We start from the raw sequence: 20,883 nt of genomic DNA on the forward strand, positions 1-20,883 counted from the left end.
GTCTTTAGCTTTTTAATACGCTGAGCAAGTGATTCAAAGCACTAGGCACTTGCTCTATAGCTAGACCCGCATGCCCCAATAATACGTAACACACATTTTGTCCCTGTTCTTTCACTTCATATACTTCACAACCTAGTTCTGCTGCGCTAAAGCGTTGAATCAAATCGTGGCTATTGACCGATGCGTGCAAGCGCACATAAGTATTCATACCACTCACCGAAGGCATCACAGTCAGTAAATCACTAGCATAGGTTTGTAAGTATTCAGTGCAGGCGGTACGGCGTTGATTATAGATAGTGCGCGTATTAGCTAAGTGGTTGCCTAAGTAACCATACTGCATAAAAAGTGCGAGTTGTTGCTGTAGTAAATAGGATGGTTGGATACCTAAGGTGTTTAATATACTGGCTATTGGTCTAGCCAGATGTTGAGGTACAACCATCCAACCTAAGCGTAAATCGGGCAGTAATAATTTACTCATCGTGCCGACATGAATGACTTGCTGAGCTTGAGGATAGGTAAGCAAGGAGGGTGCGGGGTGTTGGTTATAACTATATTCTGCCGCATAGTCGTCTTCAATCAACCAAGTCTGATACTGATGACTGTAATCTAGCCATGCTTCGCGCCGCGTTACACTCATCACATATCCGGTAGGAAATTGTGCATTGGGGGTGAGAACAGCAAGTCGTGCTTTAAAATCAGGTATTTGTGCGCCTGCCGTATCTACGGCTACAGTTTTGATTTTAAGCCCCGCTTGATGTAGTGCTGCTTTGCCACCCTCCCAACACGGATGCTCAATCAGCGCTGTATCGCCTGCATTGGTTAGCACTTGTGCTAGGGTGCTTAATGCGCCTTGCGTGCCCGTGGTCATCAGTAAGCAATTTAAATCCTGAATCTGAATACCTCGGTAACGCGCTAAAAAATCACGTAGTGCTTGTTTTAAAGCCATGATTCCGCATTGACGTTGATATTGACCTTGGGTCAGTGACCACGCTTCTTTTTGTAGGCTAAGCCATTGTTGTTTGGGAAATAGTTTTAGGTCAGGGATACTGGCTTGTAGGAGTAAAGGTTCTTGAGCTTGTGGTCGATAGTGACGAGCTTGTGTGATGCGTTGACCGCGCTCGGACAAATTGAGGTGTGCGGTTGTGGTGGGCAAACTCCGTTTAGGCTGGCTCGGTTGATAACACACTTGAGTTCCACCTTTACCCACACCCAGCACCAAACCATCTAAACGCAGCATCTCATAACATTCCACTACCACTCCGCGTGATAGTTGTAATTGCTCAGCTAATAAGCGACTAGCAGGCAAGCGCTCAGCATAGACCAATTGCCCCTGCACAATTTGCTGATAGATGTGCCCGTATAACTGTCGCGCTAAGGGCATTGCAAGGTCGCGTTGTAGGTGGATTTGATTTAGATTGAGAGGCATAAGAATTGGCTAGTCTACCGTTTAGCAAATTTAGGCAAGTTGCAATTCCATATTTTGCCCACGGGTATAATCATCATTTTGTGAAACCGTGGGATACACTAAAGCGTGGCAAACAATATCGGCGACAACATAAGCTAATTGACAAGGCACTGCATTACCAATTTGAGCAAAGACTTTACTTTGAGGGCCACAAAATTGGTAATTTATAGGAAACCCCTGCAACAGTGCTGCCTCATCAATGGTTAAACGCCTTAATGATTTAGGGGCAGCATCGGTAGAGTAAGGTTTGCCACCTTTCATTAAATGACAATGGTATTCTTCTACCCAAGGTTTAGCGTCATGAAACAAATGCGCTTCATCAATGATCGGTGTACGGTTTCCACCCATGCTAGCAGGAAGAGTGCTAGCCCAACCATCAGGGTTTAGTGGGCGTCCTTGACCGTTAAATAACATACCTGCATAGGGGGATTGTCTTAAGACAGGTTTGGTTGCCAGAGTAATTTTTGCTTTACAAACTTTACTATTAGAGAGTGTGCCTGCCTTTCCTAAGGGAGCAATAATCTCTCTAAGTGTAGGAGGGGATGCATGATGTTTGCGAAAAGATAGGGACGTAATTGGATTAATGGCTTCACGCAATCCAATAAAAAATACTCGTTCGCGTGATTGCGGGATGCCAAAGTCTTTTGCATTTAAAGTGATTAGCGTTACTGTATAACCGGATTTTGTAAAGCGTGCTAGTAACTGTTTTCTGAGCAAAGCGAACTTTTCTAAGTGACCTAATGCTTTTACATTTTCCATCACAAAGGCGCGTGGGCGGATTTGCTCGATTACATCGGCAAAGCTGAAAATTAATTGGCTTCTGGGGTCAGTAACATCCATTTTTCCAGCTACTGAAAACCCTTGGCAGGGAGGACCACCGAAGATAACATCAATATCAGTCAAACAGGCTAGTTTATTCATCTGTTGGTGAATATCACCTTCGTAAAGAATAGTGTCTGTATGGTTAGCCCTAAAGCTTTGACAGGCATGAGTATCAATTTCGTTAGCAGCAATCACCGTAAAACCCGCTTGCTTGAACCCAACGTCCATGCCTCCGGCGCCAGAAAACAACGAAACAGCTCTCATTGAAATATTCCATTTACGAATAATTTATAGATTATATCATGATTAACTATTATGAAAAAAGACAAAGCTATTGATGACCAACGGTATCGCGCAGTAGTAGCAGCTATTGCTAGTGAACGAAAGCGTTTAGCTATTTCTCAAGTAGAATTAGCTGAAAGATTAGGTATGCACCAATCAGATATTTCAAAAATTGAGCAATTTGAGCGCCGTTTAGATGTGTTAGAGTTTATGCGCCTATTAGAAGCCTTTAGAGTTAATGAAAATAAAAATTTTTCTCTAAGAATGATGATATTGCTAGGGATTAATAATGAAAGTTGCTGAACGGAATGAAGACGCCAAATATTATGTTAATGCTAAGTTGCATAGAGCGGCAGCATTGCAAGATGCTGACTTTCCTGATTTTTCCAGTGGAACCTCCATTCATACCTTGTTGACCGAGCTAATAGAGGTTCATGCTAAAGGTTTTCGCGGTGTGGTATTGACCGCCTTGGTGGGTATTCACCTTAATCCTAACTATGATCCGCTTAACAATTTCTATGGTTGTAATCCACGCTCCATTTTTGAGGAAGGTATTTGGTATGCTCTGACGGAAAAAGGCATTCCGTGTGGTAAATCAGACCCCTTAAATGTAGCCAAAAATAGCAATCAATTGGATGAGAATTGGGCAAAAGGTAAGCGTCCTGAGTCTGCTGCTCTTGCTGTCGTAAATTTTTTACGCAGAGTTATGAGCAGCACAGGTGAGCAAAGGAGAGTTTTGATTGACTACTTCTTTTTTAGATTATTCAAATATGCTCAACAGCTAAACCAATATCAGGTGACTGTAGTTCATCATTCAACCGCTAGCGCAAGACAGTTAGCAGAAAAGTTAGCAACATTTTGTGTGATATATCCAGAATCAGGCAGTGTTCCGCAGTTTATTGTGGCTAGATTACTAGCACACTTATATTCTCAATCTTCTGTTACTGTGGAGGGTGGAGAGGAAAGTGTTTTTGGTACTAATACTACCTCTAAAAAACCTGCTGATATTTGGACAAGCCAAAACGGTAACATACTGAACCTTTATGAGGTTACTGTTAAAGCCATTAGTTTGAAAAGGTTGGATGATTGTATTGGCACGTTGAAGGGCTAAATGCCTTCGATAAACCGCTCACTTTTATTTGTCGTATACCAGAGGATATAACGTTAATCAGTGCTGAAAGAGATGCTTATCGATATAAGGGTAGAGTATTTGATTTTGTTGATATAAGACGGTTTATTGTAGTGGTTTGTGCATTACTAACACCGCAACAAATGCAGCTATTGCTCCAAGAGCTTCAGGCTTTTGTAGCTGATGTTAATGTTTCACCTAAAACTAAACAGGGTTGGAACAGTATATTTGAGCAAGCTAAATAAGCTTGTTTAAGGATATATGGTCTATTACAACTAAATTTATGGTTCTGTTCATTAGACCACAAACTCATTTAAGTTAGCAGTCTGTTTGTTATTAAGGATTGCTTTTATGCCTCGTACTCATGAATCCGCTCCTAGTGCGCGTACTACCGTTAAACAAACGGCCAAACGTGCTCATTATGATACTGAAACCTTATATAGCATTATTGATGCGGCTTTGGTCGGGGTGGTGGCGGTGTCGATTGATAATGAACCCTTTGCTATGCCGATGATGGTAGCGCGTTTAGGGGATGCTATTTATTTACATGGTTCGCGTACCTCGCGTTTGATTAAACATATCAGTGCAGGTCATTCGGTGTGTGTCACGTTTAATCATATTGATGGCATTGTGGTAGCGCGTTCGGGGATGCATTGCTCGGCTAATTATCGTTCTGCGGTGGTGCATGGGGTGGGTCGAGTCATTGAGGGTGAGGAAAAAACTCAGTATTTGATGGATATAGTCTATGCCATCATTCCTAGCTCCCAAGGCGACTATCGCGCCATTCAAGATAATGAATTAAAAGCCACGAGCCTGATTGAAATTCCCTTAGACGAGGCTGCGTGTAAGGTGCGAACCGGAGGCCCGATTGATGATAAAGACGATTTGAGTTTGCCGTATTGGGCAGGCGTGATTCCCTTGCATCATGTGTATGGTGAGCCAATACCCGCTAGTGATTTGGCTCAGGGGATTGCTATACCCGAATATGCGTTAAAGTTTCCTTTGCGTTCCTGATACTTGAAGGCTAATAAATTTGCACTGAGGGATTACACCTATTAAACGCTAGTGCTAGATTCAATGTATTGTGTTTTAGAGTATTTAAACTATGAATCTAGCCACGCCCTCGGCTTTAGCCGCTATTAGTTTTTATCAGCGTTTTGTCTCGCCTTATAAAGGGTTTCGTTGTGCTCATGCTGCATTACATCATGGCGACTCATGCTCACAAGCAGTAAAAAAGTTAATTGCCGAGCATGGGCTTTGGGGGAGTAGAACCTTAGTAAAAACCCGATTTGCCGAGTGCCGTACTGCTTTTGAATTCTTAAAACAAACTGCTGTTTTGAGTACCAGCGAAGACGAGGAAAGCGAGCGCCGCAAACAGCAACGTAAGGAGTATCTACAAAACTGCGGTTGTGATCTGCCTCAGCTAGGTTGTGACTTGGCTCAACTACTACCGTGTAGAGGAAAAGCGGCTCAGCTAGATTGCCTACCCGATGTCTGTATGCCCGATGCTGTATGTAGTTGCTGGTAAAGCTGTTTTTTAGTTCTTAAGTTGGCTCAAATACTCTAGGCGTTTCATGATCTTATCGCGCCATTTGGGGTTTAAACCGCTACAGTCAGCGAGTTGCTGTAAGTGTTGTGAATCAGGGCGATGCTCAGCATAGATCTGTAAAAATTGTCGTAAAGTTAGCGTATTAGGGCGCTCCAGCAGTGTAATAGCGTCGCCCACCTGCACAGTTCCGCTTTGCAATACTCGATAATACCAACCTTGTAAGCTGTGTTGATCAATAACCTTAGCCAAGCTGTCATTGCCAAATTTGTCATTGATCTTCCAACAGGGTGAGCGCGGTTGTGACACTTGCACCACGACTGCACCTATCTGAATAATATCGCCGATATGCACCGAGTCCTCGTTCATACCCTCTGCACTGATATTTTCGCCTAGGCTACCTACCATCAATTGGGGAGCTAATTCAGGAAAGGCTTGTTGCAAAATGAGGTAGCTAGTGGGTGCGTATTGATGAAGCGCTTTTTCTAACCCACCGTGTACTTTGCGGTCGGCTTTAACGTCACCCTGAATTCCATACTCATCAATCACGGCTGATTGAATCGCCGTTTTATAAATACCCGTAGGTGCGTAGCGGTCACCAATGAGCTGAGTGTCAAAAGCGGCGAATAAGTGGTCTAGTTGCCAAGTCGTCATATTAGTCTACTGCGGGTGAATTACGGCGGGATTGTAAATAACGGGTAATGAGGGTATCTAAGCGTTTGGCAAATTCTTTACGATCTTGCTGATTGAAAGGAGCAGGACCTCCGGTATCAATCCCGTTGCTGCGTAGCGTATCCATAAAGTCGCGCATACTGAGTTTAGCTTTGATGGTATCGGGGGAATACAACTCACCGCGCGGATTCAGGGCTTGTGCGCCTTTGTCGAGTACCTCAGCGGCAAGAGGAATATCAGCAGTAATGACTAAATCACCCGCTTGAATACGTTTAACAATTTCATTATCGGCTACATCAAACCCCGCCGCGACTTGTAAAGTGTTGATATTGGGGAGCTTGGGCACACGTAAGGGTTGATTCGCCACCAAGGTCAAAGCTAATCCAGTACGTTCAGCACTGCGAAACAAGATTTCTTTAATGACTACCGGACAAGCATCGGCATCGACCCAAATGTGCATAATCTGATTCCTTAATGAGCTGCTGGATGAGTAGGGGGCGTGATTAAAAACTCATAAATATCATTGACTGCTAGGGTTAGCCCAATCGAGTCTAAGGTAAAGGATTGTCCCGCCAAGAAGTATTCTGCCCGCCATTCGTTACGCTTGCGATAGATTTCCACTAAGGGACTATCTTGGGCGCAGAGCAGGTATTCTTGTAGGGTAGGAATCAGTTTGTAGGCTACCAGTTTTTCATAGCGATCTATGCGTGCAGTGCTTTCAGAGAGTACTTCAATAATCAAGCAAGGTGAGGTATTAAAATAGCGGTTGTTTTCTTCCTCGCACGTTACATGCACATCAGGGTAGTAAAAGTGCTGCTCATTGATAGATTGAATTCCTATTTTCATATCACCTTGAAATACCTCGCAACGACTACCGCGCAGATGAATATCAATCGTAGTCGTTAAATAGCGCGTAATACGGTTATGGTTACGACTCTCGCCCGCCATTGCATAGATTTGTCCGTTGACGTATTCGTATTTTGTGCCGTCGATGCGCTCGTTTTCACCTAGCAAATAGACTTCGGGCGTGGTGTAGTGAATGTTGGCTATGGCACTCATGGATATAGTCCGTCAGGTGAGTCATGGGTTAAGCATAGCGGGTGTGAGTGGGAAAGGGTAGTTGCTATTTTTACATTTGCATGCAATGAATTCAGTGCCTACAATGAAGCGTACTCAATGGTTCTCAGGGGGCTAGTATGGCAATGCTCACGATTCGCAATATCGATGATTCGATCAAAACCCAATTACGGATTCGGGCGGCTCAGCATGGTTGTTCTATGGAGGAGGAAGCACGGCGTATTTTGCAGCAAATTTTAGTCCCTAAGAAGATACAAAAAGGTTTAGGTACACGTATTCATCAGCGTGTTGTGGCTTTGACGGGAGGAGAAGCCTTAATCTTACCTAAGCGCTCAGCCCCACGCGCAGCTCCTGATTTTGCTGAGGATTAAGCATGTTTTTATTGGATACTAATGTGTTATCTGAGCTTATGAAACCACATCCTGAGCCTAGTGTATTGGCTTGGGTTGATGAGCAACTAGAAACGGATTTGTATTTTTGTGCTATCAGTAAGGGAGAAATTGAGTGGGGGATTGCTCTGCTGCCTGAGGGTAAGCGTAAGCACGCTTTAGCGGAGGCAGCGCTTGAAATGTTTGTGTTATTTGCAGAGCGTTGTTTAGATTATTCGTGTGAGGTGTCGCCTTTTTATCGAGATATTGCCATAGCGTCTAAGCAATTAGGTCGACCGATGAGTGTGGAAGATATGATGATTGCCGCTATTGCTCAGGCAAATGACGCGGTATTGGTGACACGTAATATAGCGGATTTTGATTTTTTGCCGAACTTAAAGTTAGTTAATCCGTGGGTGTAATTTACTAAAGTACCCAAATAAATAGTACTTTAGGGAGCCTCTAAAAACCACATTATTGTCAAATTCAGTGACTATAAATCAATAATTTAACATCATTATCCACAAGTTTTTAGAGGTTCTCTTTAGTTTAACAGTTAAGTGTTTTAATTATTACAGCGCTCAATATGAGTGAATATTTTCTCGCAAAGCTCTTTTAGTTCATCAGTTAACTTCCATTGATTAGCATAGTCTCTAGTAGTCTCATCTTTTTTAGTCATGTATTCGCAGGCTGCATTACAAAATTCTACTTTTCGACGAATCGCACCGCTTTTTTCTGAGAATACATTATTAGTACTACCTATTAGGTTGTCCAAGTATCTACCAATACCCGCTTGTGAGTTAAAGTACTCAGCGTATTTTATATTATCTAAGCCATCAGGTTGTAAGTCTTTTGCTTTTCTTGAGTTATGAAAGAAATGCTTAGCAGTTTCTTTTAAAATTGCCTCAGGTAGCATATTTTCAAATTCTTTGCCTTCAGTGATAAAAAAATTATTACCTAATTGCTCAATTAGAGTTTGGTAACGATTACCTTTGCTCCTAATATCACCATCTGCTATTAAAAAAGGAGTAGCACATAGTTTTAGGGCTTTGAGCGAGTCGTTAGCTTCATCATCATTAAAATCCCAATGTCCTAAAGTACCGCCTTGATATTCTACAAAAGCATAGTGAATATGCTCACTATAATTTTGCCATTTTTGTTTTTCTGGGTGTTCGGCTAAGTACTTTTGCATATAGGCTTTTAGGTATAAGCGATCTGTTATACCTTCAACCCAAATAGTGGAGTTGGCTAGATAAACTGAGGTATTGAGTACGCCTAATTCTTGCAGTAAATCTTTGTCTTGTTTGCAGTCGTGAATGGTGAAAGTGGTTTGACCGTTTTCTACTTTTTTCTTGAGGCGGTGGACTGTGACTTGATCACTATAGTTATAAAAATCAATGAGGTGATTAGAATGGGTGGTGATGAAGTATTGGTGTGGTGTGTGGTCGATTAGGAAATGAATAAGCTTGCGGAGCATTCCGGGGTGTAGGTTGATTTCGGGTTCTTCGATGAAGAACATGGACGGCTCGGTTTCAAGGTAAGCCGCAGATGTGATTATGATGATTTGTTGTAGACCGTCACCTAAATCGTAAATAGGGCGAGCTGGCTCATAATCTAATTGAACAGCTATAATATTACTTTTATGAGTTGCAATTAGTTCTAGGCTTTGATTATCAAAAAAATTTTCCGAGAGCAATTTTTCATATGATATTAGTATTTTTCTTTTTTTATCTTGGATGCTACGTTTAAACGAGTCAATTTTTTCATACAAACTGAAGCCAGTATAGTAGCTTTCCTCACGTTTAGATGAGAAATAGTCCTGATATGTAGTTTTACTATATATATCATCTGTTAAGTTAAAGTTTCTTAAGCTTCTTAAAATCGGAATATAATATCTATTAGGTATGTCAGGGTTTGTATAGAGCCGTTGAGAAAATAATGATTCGTCTTGCTCTGGGCTTATTTCAAACTTACCTTTATAGTATCGATAATTTTCAACAGAAAACAAATGCCTAATGAGTCTACTTTTACCACTATTGTTAGACCCAACAAAAAAATTTACCTTTTTAGTATCCAGATAAGGTATTTTTTGTGATTCGCTTGTTTCAACCCTATATCTAACAAGTTGATCTGACCAAATCCTAGAAAACATAACTCGCCCAATGTATTAATCACTCATCCATTATACTAATCCCCTTGGTCTAGGTTTGACCATAACGCATTAAAACCTAGCACTTTTCTGTACCCAACCCCCGCCTTCCGCTATAATCCGCACCCTTAGTAATCAGCTTAACTCCATTCACCATGACTGACCGTTTGCAAGAAACCGCCCGCCGCCGCACCTTCGCCATCATCTCGCATCCCGACGCGGGTAAAACCACTATGACCGAAAAAGTCCTACTATTCGGCGGTGCAATCCAACTCGCCGGAACTGTCAAAGGGCGCAAAGCCGCCCGCCACGCCACCTCCGACTGGATGACGATGGAAAAAGAGCGCGGCATTTCGGTCACGTCGTCAGTTATGCAATTCCCCTACAACGGGCGCATCGTCAATCTACTTGACACCCCCGGACATGAGGATTTCTCCGAAGATACCTATCGAGTACTCACCGCTGTCGATTCAGCACTCATGGTCATTGACGTGGCAAAAGGGGTCGAGGAGCGCACTATTAAATTAATGGAGGTATGCCGTTTACGCGACACGCCGATTATGACCTTCATTAATAAACTTGACCGCGAAGGTAAAGAGCCGATTGAGCTATTAGATGAGGTCGAAACCGTTTTAAATATTCAATGTGCTCCAATTACTTGGCCGATTGGAATGGGTAAACGCTTAAAAGGGATTTACCACCTTTATCAAGATAAAGTCATTTTGTATAAACCGAGTACTGAACGCAAACTCGATTATGATGAAATTCAAGGCTTAGATAATCCCGAATTAGACGAAAAACTAGGGACACAAGCGGATGAATTACGCGAAGAAATTGAATTGGTAAAGGGTGCAAGCCATGAATTTAATTTAGAGGCGTATTTAAAAGGCACATTGACTCCGGTGTATTTCGGTACAGCCTTAAATAGCTTTGGTATTCGTGAGCTACTCGATGACTTCGTAGAATATGCACCTGCACCGCAAGCGCGTCCTACCACGACGCGTGCAGTTGAAGCGAATGAAGAACCTTTCACAGGTTTCGTGTTTAAAATCCAAGCCAATATGGACCCTCAACACCGCGACCGTATGGCATTTATGCGCGTGTGTTCGGGTAAATTTGAAAAGGGCATGAAAGCACGTCATGTGCGCATTGGTAAAGATGTGAAAATTCCCGATGCGTTAACCTTTATGGCGTCTGATCGGGAGCACGTCGAGGATGCGTATCCGGGGGATATTATTGGCTTACACAATCACGGCAGTATTCGCATTGGTGATACCTTTACGATGGGTGAAAATCTGCAATTCACCGGAATTCCTAACTTTGCTCCTGAATTATTCCGCCGTGCGCAATTACGTGATCCGCTGAAAATGAAGCAATTGCAAAAAGGCTTAGCTGAATTATGTGAGGAGGGGGCGACGCAATTATTTAAGCCCTTAACTAATAATGACTTGATTTTAGGTGCGGTGGGTATTTTACAATTTGATGTAGTCGCACAACGTTTAAAAGATGAATATAAAGTTGATGCACTATTTGAAGCGGTAAATGTGACGACGGCGCGTTGGGTAACTTCGACTAATGAGAAAAAATTTGAGGAGTTTAAGATTAAAGCCGCGTCCAATTTAGCCATTGATCATGCAGGTGAATTAGTTTATATCGCGCCTACCAGAGTAAATTTACAAATGGCTCAGGAGAAATGGCCAGATGTAAAGTTCCACTCAACGCGTGAGCATGGTGTAGCGGTTTAAGTAAATAGGGGTAATCAAGTACTCGATGATTAATCGAGTACTTAACAGAAGGCAGGGTCTAATTATTGGGGTGCTGCGGGAGCAGTTGCAGCAGGAGCTTGCATTTTACTAGCTTGAGCGGCTTGCATTTCCTGCATAAATTCTTGTTGAATTTGCTGCATTTTGGGTTGTAAACCCACCATCATTTCTTGCGTGGCAGCCATAGTTTTTTGCATCAAGGTGGGCATTTTACTAGCCATAGCCTCACCTGCTGGGGTTTTGTAAAACTCAATCATGCCTTTTACCTCTTCTTCAGTAAAAGTTTCTTTATATAGATTCATGGTGAGGGGTTTCATTTTTGCCCAACTAATTTCCTCTTTCATCGCTACCAGCATTTTACTGACCATATTATCCAGCGCCTTTTTTTCTTCTGGACTAGGTGCTTGATCTTGGGTCATTTTAGCCATACTTTGTTCCATCATGGTTTTCATTTGATCCTGCATATCGGTAATCATTTTTTCCGATTTAGTTAAGACCAATAATTCTTCCAAAGTGGCATCGGTAACGGGTTCAGCAAAGGCTAAATTAGCACTGAGTAATAAAGAAAGGGCTAAGATTTTTAAAGGTTTCATCATCGTTCCTAGGGATTAAAAAAAGTGGCTAACTAAAATCTAAAGTGAAGCGCCATCAAATACCGTAAAAGCTAGCGCCAATGAATCAAGATTGTCTATACAACCTAAATTTACCCGATAATGTCCGGGTTTACGTACTGTTTGGTGGAAAGGATAAATCCCGCAATATTTACAAAAATGATGTTGGGCAATACCCGAATCAAAAGTATAGGTAGCGAGAGCATCCTGATTAATCTTAATCTGCAACTCGTCCGGTGCTAACACAAAGTCGCTCATAATTGCGCCTTTACGCTTGCAAATCGAGCAGTTGCAGCGCAAACCACTGCTAATAGCAGGTGCTTTAAACTCAAATTGAATCGCACCGCAATGGCAACTACCTTGATAGTTTTGCATTATAAACTCCTAGCTGGGGTGAGCGGTTTAGCTTATCCCTGTTTGGCAAGTGGCGCATAGACCTATCTAGGGATAATTAAGCGTTTTAGTAGCCATGGGTGCTAATGGGTTAGCACGATTTTAGTGCCAAACGCTATGCTAATAATAGGCTCATCAGCCTCTAAAGGTTGGTAATGCGCTAGCTGCTGCTGTAACACACTCAAATCCGCATCCGAAGCATCCTGATTATTTGCCAAGCGGGTACGAATATTTTGCGCTAATTGTTGTGGTGTCGCGCTAAAGTGCAAAATAGTAAAAGGCAGGTTTAAGCGCTGAGCGAGTTGAGCAAAAGGGTCACGGTGACTACGCTCTAAAAAGGCAGCGTCGACCACCACTGAATAGCCTGCTGTTAAGATTAACTCACTCAATTCAAGTAAGTAGTGATAGGTTTTTTGGCTCATTGCGGGAGCGTAAATCCCTTGCTGTAAACCAGTCGAGGCTCGCTCGGTAGCGTGCAATCCTACTAAGCGCTTACGTTCCACATCGGAGCGCACTTGAATCACACCATATTCATCGACTAAAGTGCGACATCCCCACGATTTACCCGAACCACTCAAGCCATGAGTAATAAAGAGTTGTGGGCTAGTAGTTTGGGTATAGTGCTTAGCTAAGTTGATGTAATCAATACAGTGCTCTTGGTAGCTAGCACCTTGTTGCTCATCCGTGTGTTGTTGAATCTGTAAGCCCTGCACTTTAGCGCGTACTAGCGCACGATAGATCTTGTAAAAATTCAATAACGCTAAAGCACTATAGTCGCCCGTAGCACTCAAATACTCATTCAATACTCGTCTCGCATGTGTTGGGGCGTGACGGGCTTCTAAATCCATCATCAGAAAAGCCAGATCGCATAAGGTATCAATCCAACGTAATTGCTCATTAAATTCAATCCCATCGAACGCAGTTGGTTGCCCCTCAATCAGCGCGATATTGCCTAGATGTAAATCACCATGACAAGCACGAATAAATCCTTGTTGCTTGCGCTGCTCTAATAGGGGTGATAAGGCTTGGTACTGCACTTGAGTCCATTGTTCTAAGGTATTAAGCGTTGCACGGTGCGCAGCGGGTAAGGGGATGTGCGCTAGGGTAGTAAAGTTTTCGTGCATTAAGTCGTAGATAGCGGGCGGTGTACCAAATAGTGTATTGGATGCAGCTCTTTCAGCTTGTTGGTGAAACTGTGCAATTTGTTGTGCGAGTTTTGGCATTAAATCAAGGGGCAGTTTGCCTTGCTCTAATAGGTGATCAAATTCTTGATTGCTAGCAAATTGGCGCATTTTAAGCACGTATTCGACTACTGTATCGTGCTCGCTTAGCTCAGTGGTTGATTTTAAAATAAATTGCTGAGCAGAAGTCTTTATAACCGCTAATACCGTTAGATAAATCTGCGGAGCGAGGCGCCGATTAAGCGTCAGCTCCAATTCGGTGTGATGCTGACGCAGCGCTAAAGTACTGTAATCAAGGAAGTCAAAACGTACTGGCTTTTTGAGTTTATAAGCATAGTCACCCGTCAAAATAATGTAGGAAATATGGGTTTCAATGAGTTGGATCTCACTAACCGCGTGTGGATAGAAGATGCTATTTTGCATAGCAGCAAGGAGTGATTCGAGGGTGTTAGGATTGTCCATTTCATCATCCTTGAGGTTGCGTGAGGAACTGATGAGAGCGCTCAGTCATTTAAAGCCGCCTAAGTGATTCAGACGGCTTAAAGGGTAAAGATTAGCGTTTTGCTAATACCGGAGCGGTCATTTGGGTAGCATAGTCACGCGCTTGTGCTAAATAAGCATCATAACTTTCTACCACTTTGGCTACATCCTTATTTTGCGCTACTAATCCAGCTTTGACCTCGTTCCAAGCATTGCGTTGTGCTTCAATAATCTCGTCAGAGTATTGTAAAAACTCCACACCATCCGCTTTGAGTTTAGCTAAGGCTTGTGCATTCATATAATCAAATTGGGCACAGGTTTCAGTGTTGACCGCTAAAGCTGCACTCTCACAAATTGCTTGTAAGTCTTTAGGTAGTTTATCCCATTGCTCTTGATTAAATACCACAGCTAAGCCCGCACCTGTTTCAAGGAAACCGGATAAGTAGCAAATTTTAGAAATCTTTTGTAAACCAAAAGCTTGATCGAGCATCGGGCCGACCCATTCCGCCGCATCAATTGCACCCGATTGTAGGGCTTGGAAAATTTCGGGAGGAGGCGTGAGTACGGCATTGACACCTAATTTACGCATCACTTCACCGCCTAAACCTGCGATACGCATATTCAAGCCTTTTAAATCTTCGAGCTTGTCAATGCGCTTTTTGAACCAGCCACCTGCTTGTACATTCGAGTTACCGCAATACAAGGGCTTTAATTTACGTTGCGCATAAATTTCATCCCAAATAGCTTGTCCACCACCCCATTTGAGCCACGCCGCCAATTCATTAGAGGTCATCCCAAACGGCACACCCGTGAACCAATGCAGCGCTGGATTCTTACCTGCACTGTAATAGGTGGGGCCATGTCCAACCGGAACATTACCGGCTTGCACCGCATCTTCCACACCAAAGGGTGGAACTAATTCACCCGCGCCAAAGACTTCAAAGCTTAAGCGTCCATCGGACATCGCCGCTACTTTTTCGGCAAAAGCAGTCACATTAGTTCCAACTCCAGGCGCCATTTTGGGAAAGGCGGTAGGAAGTTTCCATTTGAGTTTGTCATCCGCCAAGACAGGTTTCATCATGACGGTAGTGCCTAAGCCTGTGGCAACACTTCTGGTTAAAAATTGTCGACGTTGCATCAATCATCCTCCTAATTAAAAAGTTGTTTTGGCAACCAAGTGGCAAGCTCTGGCCAAAGTATTAATAACCCTAAAGCAAGTAATTGCAGTGCTACAAAAGGCACTATGCCTTTATAAATCGTTACAGTACTAATGGAAGCAGGTGCGGCGGAGCGGAAATAAAATAAAGCAAAACCAAAAGGGGGTGTTAAAAAGCTGGTTTGCAGATTCATAGCCAGCAGTACCCCAAACCATACCGGAGAAATATCGCCACTGAGCACCACTGGCCCTAATAAGGGTACTACGATATAAATAATTTCCACCGCTTCTAAAATAAAGCCTAGCAAAAACACAATAAGCATAATGATAAGCAGTGCACCCCATTCGCCCCCCGGTAAGGCTTGCATCCATTTGGCGACTTCGTGCTCACCACCCAAGCCACGAAACACTAAGGCGAGTAATGAGGCGGCTATGACAATACCAAATACCATGCCGGAAATTTTTATAGTATCTAAAGCCGCCAGTTGCAGTAGTCCAGTTTTAGCTGTATGTATCAGCGCTATAAGTACTCCCCCGACCATAAGTAAAGCCGCAATAAGGGCCAGTCCAAAGCTAAAACCTGCTGTAGGCGGATGCCCACCACTAGATATTCGTAATAATACTAAAGTGAAAGCGCCTAGCCCTGCGGCAATAATTATCTTTTTGCTAATCAATCCTAGCTGAGGATAAGCCGTCAATAATAAGGCTCCGATAGCCCCTAATCCTGCTGCTTCGGTAGGTGTAGCGACCCCAGCCAAAATCGATCCTAAGACGGCAACGATTAATAATAAAGTAGGGAAAAAAGCGGCGAGTAATGCAGTAATAGGTGGCTTTTCAGTGGTAGCACTGACGGATAAGGGAGTGCTTTTAGGTAAAGTGACAATCATGTAAATCCCATACAAGACTACCAGCACTAAGCCCGGAATCACCGCACCCGCAAATAGATCGCCCACCGATACTGCATCAGGTGAAAAGTTTCCAGCCTTTTGCTGTGCTTCGGTATACACATTACCGATTTGGTCACCGAGCAGTACTAACAATACTGAGGGGGGAATGATTTGCCCCAACGTTCCACAAGCACAAATTAGCCCAGCGGCTTTTGCTTCAGTCATACCTGCTTGTAGCATCGGGCGTAAACTGACCATGACCAGCATAACCACAGTAGCACCCACGATTCCGGTGGAGGCTGCAATCAAAGTTGAGAGTATCAAAACCGATAATGCCATACCGCGTGCCGAGCCACCCATGACTTGGGCGAGTACTTCGAGCATACGCTCGGCTAGGCGCGATTTTTCTAGCAATACACCCATTAGGACAAACAGCGGTACTGCCATCAATAGGCTATTGGACATAATGCCCCACACGCGGGCTGGAAATAATTGTAATAAAGTTAGATCAAACACCCCCACAAAATGCCCCGCCACTGCCACCAGTAACGGCACACCTGCAATTGCAATCATGGCAGGCAAACCACTCAAAATACCCGCAAATAAACCGAGTACTAATAGGATTAAAAATAATTCTTCCGTACTCATGAGGTGGTTTGTCCTTGGCGTATCACGACAGCCATACCCTGAATCAGGGTAAATAAAGCGGCAATAGGTAGAGCGGTTTTTACTAAAAACAAACCAGATAAGCCGCCGGTTTCCACTGAAGCCTCATAAATAGTCCAAGCGTATTGCAACGAAGGCCACCATGCCCAAATCAATAAACTACAGACGGGAATGAGCATAAAAATCAGACCGAACCAGTCGAGTTGACGCAAATAATTCAGCCCCAAACGCTCAGAAATAATATCGACTCGTACATGACCATTGCGTGCCAAGGTCACGGGTACAGCGAAAATTAACAGTATGGCAAACGCATAAGACGCCGCATCTTGTAGTTTAATAAAGCCAGTGCCAAAGCCATAACGTAAAATCACAATGGTCAGTATTGCACCCACCAATACGCCTAAAGCACTCAAACAAATCCACACCGTCAGGCGGTCGAGCCATTGAGCCAGCCGTAAAATCATCATGGATACTCTAGCGATTAGAAAAAATTAAATTCAGTTTCAAAGCACCCTGTAAAACTGTCAAGCGCTTTTTGTCTTATGAGCTGTGGTGAAAATATGTTATTAGTGCGTAATGGATTGAGATCAGATCATGGTTAGGAGTCGTTTATGGGCATTCAATACTGTCATAGTTTTAATGATTTTAGGCAATTAGCTAAAAAGCGTTTGCCTGCCCCCTTATTTCATTATATTGACGGTGGTGCTGAAGATGAATGGACATTAAAACGCAATACCGAAGCGTTTGAGCAAGTGGCATTAGTACCCAATGCTTTGGCTGATTTGACAGGTTTGGATATTTCCACCACAGTTTTGGGGCGCAAACTGTCTATGCCATTATTTTGTGCGCCTACCGGTATGACACGTTTATTTCACCCTGAAGGTGAATTGGCGGTTGCACGGGCAGCGAGCCAATTAGAGACCTATTACAGTCTTTCTACTCTTTCAACCGTCAGCATTGAGGCCATTGGACAAGCCACCACTGGTCCAAAAATGTTCCAACTGTATATTCATAAAGACCGCTCTTTAACCACTGAATTTATCGAGCGCTGCAAAGCCGCTCATTTTGATGCCTTATGTTTAACGGTGGATACTTTAGTGACGGGCAATCGTGAACGCGATAAACGCACCGGATTGATTATGCCACCCCAATTAACTGCTCAAAGCTTATTGAGTTTTGCTCTGCATCCGTTATGGGCGTGGAATTATTTAAAAGGCGAAAAATTTGAATTGGCGAATTTAAGTACGCGCTTAGCTCGTAGTGAGCAGGATTTAGTGTCGGTGATGAGCTATGTCACTGAGCAATTTGATCGTGGTGTAGTGTGGCGTGATGCGGAGGCGATTATTGCCCAATGGGGTAAACCGTTTGCTATTAAAGGCATTATGTCGGTCGCTGATGCTAAGCGGGCGGTGGAGATTGGAGCCAGTGCCATTATGCTATCTAATCATGGAGGACGCCAATTGGAGGGTTGTGCAGCTCCGTTTGATGTTTTACCTAAGATTGCCGATGCAGTAGGCGGGCAAATTGAAATTATTGTCGATGGCGGTATTCGTCGCGGTACGCATGTATTAAAAGCGCTAGCTATGGGGGCGACTGCGTGTTCAATGGGTAGGAGTTATTTATTTCCACTTGCAGCAGGCGGGCAAGCAGGAGTAGAGCGAGCATTGGGTTTATTAAAGGCTGAGATTGAGCGCAATATGATTTTAATGGGTTGTCAAAGCTTAAAAGATTTGGATCGAGATAAAGTTATGAGGTTGTAAAACCAGCACTTTTTTTAAAGTCCAGGTCTAAATTGACTGCTTTACCCTGTAAATAACGGGCAAGCTTCGCCGATTCTGGCTTTCCAATAACCGTAACCTCCTCATAGACCGTCTGCGAAACTCTGATTTCACCAAATAGCTGTTCCAATACATCCAAACAATCACAAGTTGCTAAAGTAACCAGAGGCGAAGCATCAGCCACTATAATCACGACAATTCCTTTGCCAATAGTTCAATTTCTGCCTGTAATTCCTCTATATCTTCATAAGTTTGTGGCTCGACCCCGCGTTTGCGGCATTCGTACAAAAATTCGTAACGATCAATATTGCCAACAAACTCAACGGCTGCACTCGCAGATAGTCTACCGTAGCGATAAAGATCAATAGCGGTATTGAGTTTGAGCAAACGTATTAGCTCAGCAGGAGACTGATAAATAAGATATTTTTCAGGAATGTCTAAGGTTAATTGCATAATGTAGCTCCTTAATACATTTTTAGGATATTAGCATATTTCAGGAGCTACCACCCAATCGGGTAAAATATCTATCTTACCCTTAGGAGAAGTAGGGAAGCACTCTTTACGCCTAAAGTACACTAACCCCGCTTCCAAGTAGTCACTCCAGCCTTGTCTTCTAGCAAGATACCTTGTGCTTTCAATTCATCGCGAATACGGTCGGATTCGGCCCATTGTTTATTAGCACGAGCTTCATTGCGCTGTTGAATCAAGGCTGCAATCGCCGCATCATCCAAGCCGCCTTTGCTTTCACCTTTAAACCAGCTTTCTACCTCACTATTGAGTAACCCCAAAATACCCGCAAGCTGTTTCAGTAGCGCTGCATGAGCATGAACGGATTCATTATTTTCATTGCGTAGGCGGTTAATTTCTCGCGCTAAATCAAACAATACTGCAATCGCTTCAGGGGTATTAAAGTCATCTTGCATAGCAGTGTGAAAGCGCTGCTCGTAAGTAGTCCCGGTCACAGGAGCAGCATTCAAATCTAACTCACGTAATGCAGTATAAAAACGGGTCAATGAGCTACGTGCATGGTCTAGGGTTTCAGTGCTGTAATTGACAGGGCTGCGATAATGGCTATTGAGGATAAAGAAACGAATTTCTTCGGCCTTATAGTGTTCAAGTACCTCGCGGATAGTAAAGAAATTGCCCAGTGACTTAGACATTTTCTCGCCATCGACGCGAATAAAACCATTATGCATCCAATAGTTGACGTATTGATGCCCGGTGCAGCCTTCACTTTGGGCAATTTCATTTTCATGGTGCGGGAACTGTAAATCATGCCCGCCGCCGTGAATATCAAATTGCTCACCTAATAGCTGGGTCGACATTGCCGAGCATTCAATATGCCAGCCCGGACGCCCATTACCCCAACTCGCTGCCCATGCAGGCTCCTGCGGTTTAGCCGCTTTCCACAGCACAAAGTCGAGTGGATCGTTTTTGACTTCATCAATCGCTATACGCTCACCTGCACGTAAATCCTCTAGTTTACGCCCTGATAATTTCCCATAACTCGGAAATTCCGACACATCGTAATACACATCCTGATTACTGCCCACATAAGCCAAACCCTTATTAATCAGGGTGTGGATCATACTTTGCATTTCGGGAATGTATTCCGTGGCTTTGGGTTCTAACGTGGGACGCAATACATGCAGCGCTTCTTCATCTTCATGCATAGCGGCAATAAAACGTTCAGTAAGGGTTTGAATCGACTCACCTTTTTCATTGGCACGCTTAATAATTTTGTCGTCAATATCGGTGATATTGCGTACATAGGTCACGTCATAGCCTAGTGCTGTTAAGTAGCGATAGACCATATCAAACACCACCATGACACGCGCATGGCCTAGATGACAATAGTCATACACCGTCATACCGCACACATACATGCGTACCTTTCCAGCTTCAAGGGGAGTAAAGGTTTCTTTTTGACGGGTCAAACTATTGTAAATCTGTAACATAATAAATGACTTATTCTCTAAAATTAATCAACTAATCGACTTAAAATACTAGCACCATTGCTTAGGGTTTTATGTACTGGACAGCGGTCTGCTATATCTAGTAAACGTTCACGCTGCTCTTGATCTAAATTACCTACTAATTTTATATCACGCTCAAATACACTATTTTTATTGGTATCGCGGCTATGGCGCAGAGTAATTTGAGCATCTTGTAAGTCCCATTTTTTGCGCTCAGCATACATACGAATGGTCATGGCGGTACACGCACCTAGAGCGGCTTTGAGTAATTCATAGGGAGCCACGCCTAGATCCTCACCCCCTAAGGGCACGGGTTCATCGGCAACTAAAGTATGATGGCCTGCTTTAATATCACAAGTATAACCAGTCGGGTTACGCAAATTGACGACAACCGTATGGGGGTCTTTACTAGGCATGATAGCTACTCCTTCTCGTTTCAGCATCGCATGGTAGCGAAAAGGAGACTAATGCGCCACTTGTGT

At 43.4% G+C, this 20,883-nt stretch carries 25 protein-coding genes; 9 read left to right on the plus strand and 16 right to left on the minus strand.

Annotation, left to right across the window (positions count from 1 at the left end; all coding sequences use genetic code 11):
* Window positions 1-4: 4 nt before the first annotated feature.
* Together IPL34_RS12260 and IPL34_RS12265 are read right to left on the minus strand one after the other, a co-directional pair.
* Window positions 5-1,426, minus strand: coding sequence for a PLP-dependent aminotransferase family protein (locus IPL34_RS12260; protein WP_296841734.1), 1,422 nt, complete (start codon window positions 1,424-1,426; stop codon window positions 5-7).
* A 30-nt stretch (window positions 1,427-1,456) separates the two neighbouring features.
* Complete coding sequence (locus IPL34_RS12265; protein WP_296841735.1) at window positions 1,457-2,551, minus strand: DNA cytosine methyltransferase; 1,095 nt, start codon at window positions 2,549-2,551, stop codon at window positions 1,457-1,459.
* A 51-nt stretch (window positions 2,552-2,602) separates the two neighbouring features.
* Here IPL34_RS12265 and IPL34_RS12270 point away from each other — a divergent pair, with 51 nt between their 5' ends.
* From IPL34_RS12270 to yidD, 5 genes are all read left to right on the plus strand, one after another.
* Complete coding sequence (locus tag IPL34_RS12270) at window positions 2,603-2,872, plus strand: helix-turn-helix transcriptional regulator (protein ID WP_296841736.1); 270 nt, start codon at window positions 2,603-2,605, stop codon at window positions 2,870-2,872.
* Window positions 2,859-3,680 (plus strand): hypothetical protein, encoded by an 822-nt coding sequence (locus IPL34_RS12275; RefSeq protein WP_296841737.1) that lies wholly within the window; start codon window positions 2,859-2,861, stop codon window positions 3,678-3,680. Before IPL34_RS12270 ends, IPL34_RS12275 begins: the two co-directional genes overlap by 14 nt.
* A complete protein-coding gene (locus tag IPL34_RS12280) occupies window positions 3,656-3,943 on the plus strand; it encodes a hypothetical protein (RefSeq protein ID WP_296841738.1) in 288 nt (95 codons plus the stop codon). The genes IPL34_RS12275 and IPL34_RS12280 overlap by 25 nt, the downstream gene beginning before the upstream one ends.
* A 106-nt stretch (window positions 3,944-4,049) precedes the next feature.
* A complete protein-coding gene (locus tag IPL34_RS12285; protein ID WP_296841739.1) occupies window positions 4,050-4,712 on the plus strand; it encodes a pyridoxamine 5'-phosphate oxidase family protein in 663 nt (220 codons plus the stop codon).
* A gap of 91 nt (window positions 4,713-4,803) precedes the next feature.
* Window positions 4,804-5,226 carry a membrane protein insertion efficiency factor YidD gene (gene yidD, locus IPL34_RS12290; protein ID WP_296841740.1) on the plus strand — a complete coding sequence of 141 codons (423 nt, stop codon included), beginning with the start codon at window positions 4,804-4,806 and terminating at the stop codon, window positions 5,224-5,226.
* Between the two features lie 9 nt (window positions 5,227-5,235).
* Here the strand turns inward: yidD and IPL34_RS12295 are convergent, their stop codons facing one another.
* The 3 genes from IPL34_RS12295 to IPL34_RS12305 are packed head-to-tail and all read right to left on the minus strand — an operon-like array spanning window position 5,236 to window position 6,975.
* Complete coding sequence (locus tag IPL34_RS12295) at window positions 5,236-5,898, minus strand: MOSC domain-containing protein (RefSeq protein WP_296841741.1); 663 nt, start codon at window positions 5,896-5,898, stop codon at window positions 5,236-5,238.
* Between the two features lies 1 nt (window position 5,899).
* Window positions 5,900-6,376, minus strand: coding sequence for a YaiI/YqxD family protein (locus IPL34_RS12300; RefSeq protein ID WP_296841742.1), 477 nt, complete (start codon window positions 6,374-6,376; stop codon window positions 5,900-5,902).
* Window positions 6,377-6,387: 11 nt separating this feature from the next.
* Window positions 6,388-6,975: a Uma2 family endonuclease gene (locus tag IPL34_RS12305; RefSeq protein ID WP_296841743.1), complete on the minus strand. Its 588-nt coding sequence runs from the start codon at window positions 6,973-6,975 to the stop codon at window positions 6,388-6,390.
* A 137-nt stretch (window positions 6,976-7,112) separates the two neighbouring features.
* Here IPL34_RS12305 and IPL34_RS12310 point away from each other — a divergent pair, with 137 nt between their 5' ends.
* Together IPL34_RS12310 and IPL34_RS12315 are read left to right on the plus strand one after the other, a co-directional pair.
* The gene (locus IPL34_RS12310; protein WP_296841744.1) at window positions 7,113-7,364 is read left to right on the plus strand and encodes a plasmid stabilization protein; all 252 of its coding nucleotides are present in this window, start codon (window positions 7,113-7,115) and stop codon (window positions 7,362-7,364) included.
* Window positions 7,365-7,366: 2 nt separating this feature from the next.
* Window positions 7,367-7,783, plus strand: coding sequence for a type II toxin-antitoxin system VapC family toxin (locus tag IPL34_RS12315; protein ID WP_296841745.1), 417 nt, complete (start codon window positions 7,367-7,369; stop codon window positions 7,781-7,783).
* Between the two features lie 143 nt (window positions 7,784-7,926).
* Here IPL34_RS12315 and IPL34_RS12320 read toward each other — a convergent pair whose 3' ends face one another.
* Complete coding sequence (locus IPL34_RS12320; RefSeq protein ID WP_296841746.1) at window positions 7,927-9,513, minus strand: AAA family ATPase; 1,587 nt, start codon at window positions 9,511-9,513, stop codon at window positions 7,927-7,929.
* 152 nt (window positions 9,514-9,665) lie between these two features.
* Here IPL34_RS12320 and IPL34_RS12325 point away from each other — a divergent pair, with 152 nt between their 5' ends.
* Window positions 9,666-11,255, plus strand: coding sequence for a peptide chain release factor 3 (locus IPL34_RS12325; RefSeq protein WP_296841747.1), 1,590 nt, complete (start codon window positions 9,666-9,668; stop codon window positions 11,253-11,255).
* 62 nt (window positions 11,256-11,317) lie between these two features.
* Here IPL34_RS12325 and IPL34_RS12330 read toward each other — a convergent pair whose 3' ends face one another.
* The 6 genes from IPL34_RS12330 to IPL34_RS12355 all read right to left on the minus strand — a co-directional run bounded on the left by IPL34_RS12330 (window position 11,318) and on the right by IPL34_RS12355 (window position 17,114).
* Complete coding sequence (locus IPL34_RS12330; protein WP_296841748.1) at window positions 11,318-11,869, minus strand: DUF2059 domain-containing protein; 552 nt, start codon at window positions 11,867-11,869, stop codon at window positions 11,318-11,320.
* Between the two features lie 36 nt (window positions 11,870-11,905).
* Entirely contained in the window at window positions 11,906-12,259 is a 354-nt protein-coding gene (locus IPL34_RS12335; RefSeq protein WP_296841749.1) for a GFA family protein, read from the minus strand.
* Between the two features lie 101 nt (window positions 12,260-12,360).
* Window positions 12,361-13,920: a bifunctional aminoglycoside phosphotransferase/ATP-binding protein gene (locus tag IPL34_RS12340; protein WP_296841750.1), complete on the minus strand. Its 1,560-nt coding sequence runs from the start codon at window positions 13,918-13,920 to the stop codon at window positions 12,361-12,363.
* 91 nt (window positions 13,921-14,011) lie between these two features.
* The gene (locus tag IPL34_RS12345) at window positions 14,012-15,076 is read right to left on the minus strand and encodes a TRAP transporter substrate-binding protein (protein ID WP_296841751.1); all 1,065 of its coding nucleotides are present in this window, start codon (window positions 15,074-15,076) and stop codon (window positions 14,012-14,014) included.
* 11 nt (window positions 15,077-15,087) lie between these two features.
* Entirely contained in the window at window positions 15,088-16,629 is a 1,542-nt protein-coding gene (locus IPL34_RS12350) for a TRAP transporter large permease subunit (protein WP_296841752.1), read from the minus strand.
* Window positions 16,626-17,114 (minus strand): TRAP transporter small permease subunit, encoded by a 489-nt coding sequence (locus IPL34_RS12355; protein WP_296841753.1) that lies wholly within the window; start codon window positions 17,112-17,114, stop codon window positions 16,626-16,628. Before IPL34_RS12355 ends, IPL34_RS12350 begins: the two co-directional genes overlap by 4 nt.
* A gap of 144 nt (window positions 17,115-17,258) precedes the next feature.
* Here IPL34_RS12355 and IPL34_RS12360 point away from each other — a divergent pair, with 144 nt between their 5' ends.
* Window positions 17,259-18,407 (plus strand): alpha-hydroxy acid oxidase, encoded by a 1,149-nt coding sequence (locus tag IPL34_RS12360; RefSeq protein ID WP_296841754.1) that lies wholly within the window; start codon window positions 17,259-17,261, stop codon window positions 18,405-18,407.
* Here IPL34_RS12360 and IPL34_RS12365 read toward each other — a convergent pair.
* The 4 genes from IPL34_RS12365 to IPL34_RS12380 all read right to left on the minus strand — a co-directional run bounded on the left by IPL34_RS12365 (window position 18,394) and on the right by IPL34_RS12380 (window position 20,817).
* Complete coding sequence (locus IPL34_RS12365; RefSeq protein ID WP_296841755.1) at window positions 18,394-18,618, minus strand: hypothetical protein; 225 nt, start codon at window positions 18,616-18,618, stop codon at window positions 18,394-18,396. The two genes, IPL34_RS12360 and IPL34_RS12365, sit on opposite strands and share 14 nt — an antisense overlap.
* The gene (locus IPL34_RS12370) at window positions 18,615-18,878 is read right to left on the minus strand and encodes a UPF0175 family protein (protein WP_296841756.1); all 264 of its coding nucleotides are present in this window, start codon (window positions 18,876-18,878) and stop codon (window positions 18,615-18,617) included. Before IPL34_RS12370 ends, IPL34_RS12365 begins: the two co-directional genes overlap by 4 nt.
* A gap of 122 nt (window positions 18,879-19,000) precedes the next feature.
* On the minus strand, window positions 19,001-20,383 hold the full coding sequence (gene cysS, locus IPL34_RS12375; RefSeq protein WP_296841757.1) for a cysteine--tRNA ligase: 1,383 nt from the start codon (window positions 20,381-20,383) through the stop codon (window positions 19,001-19,003).
* 23 nt (window positions 20,384-20,406) lie between these two features.
* Window positions 20,407-20,817, minus strand: a complete 411-nt coding sequence (locus IPL34_RS12380) for an OsmC family protein (protein ID WP_296841758.1) — start codon at window positions 20,815-20,817, stop codon at window positions 20,407-20,409.
* Window positions 20,818-20,883: the final 66 nt, after the last annotated feature.

It is taken from the genome of Thiofilum sp. (genome assembly GCF_016711335.1).
Classification (GTDB): Bacteria; Pseudomonadota; Gammaproteobacteria; order Thiotrichales; family Thiotrichaceae; genus Thiofilum.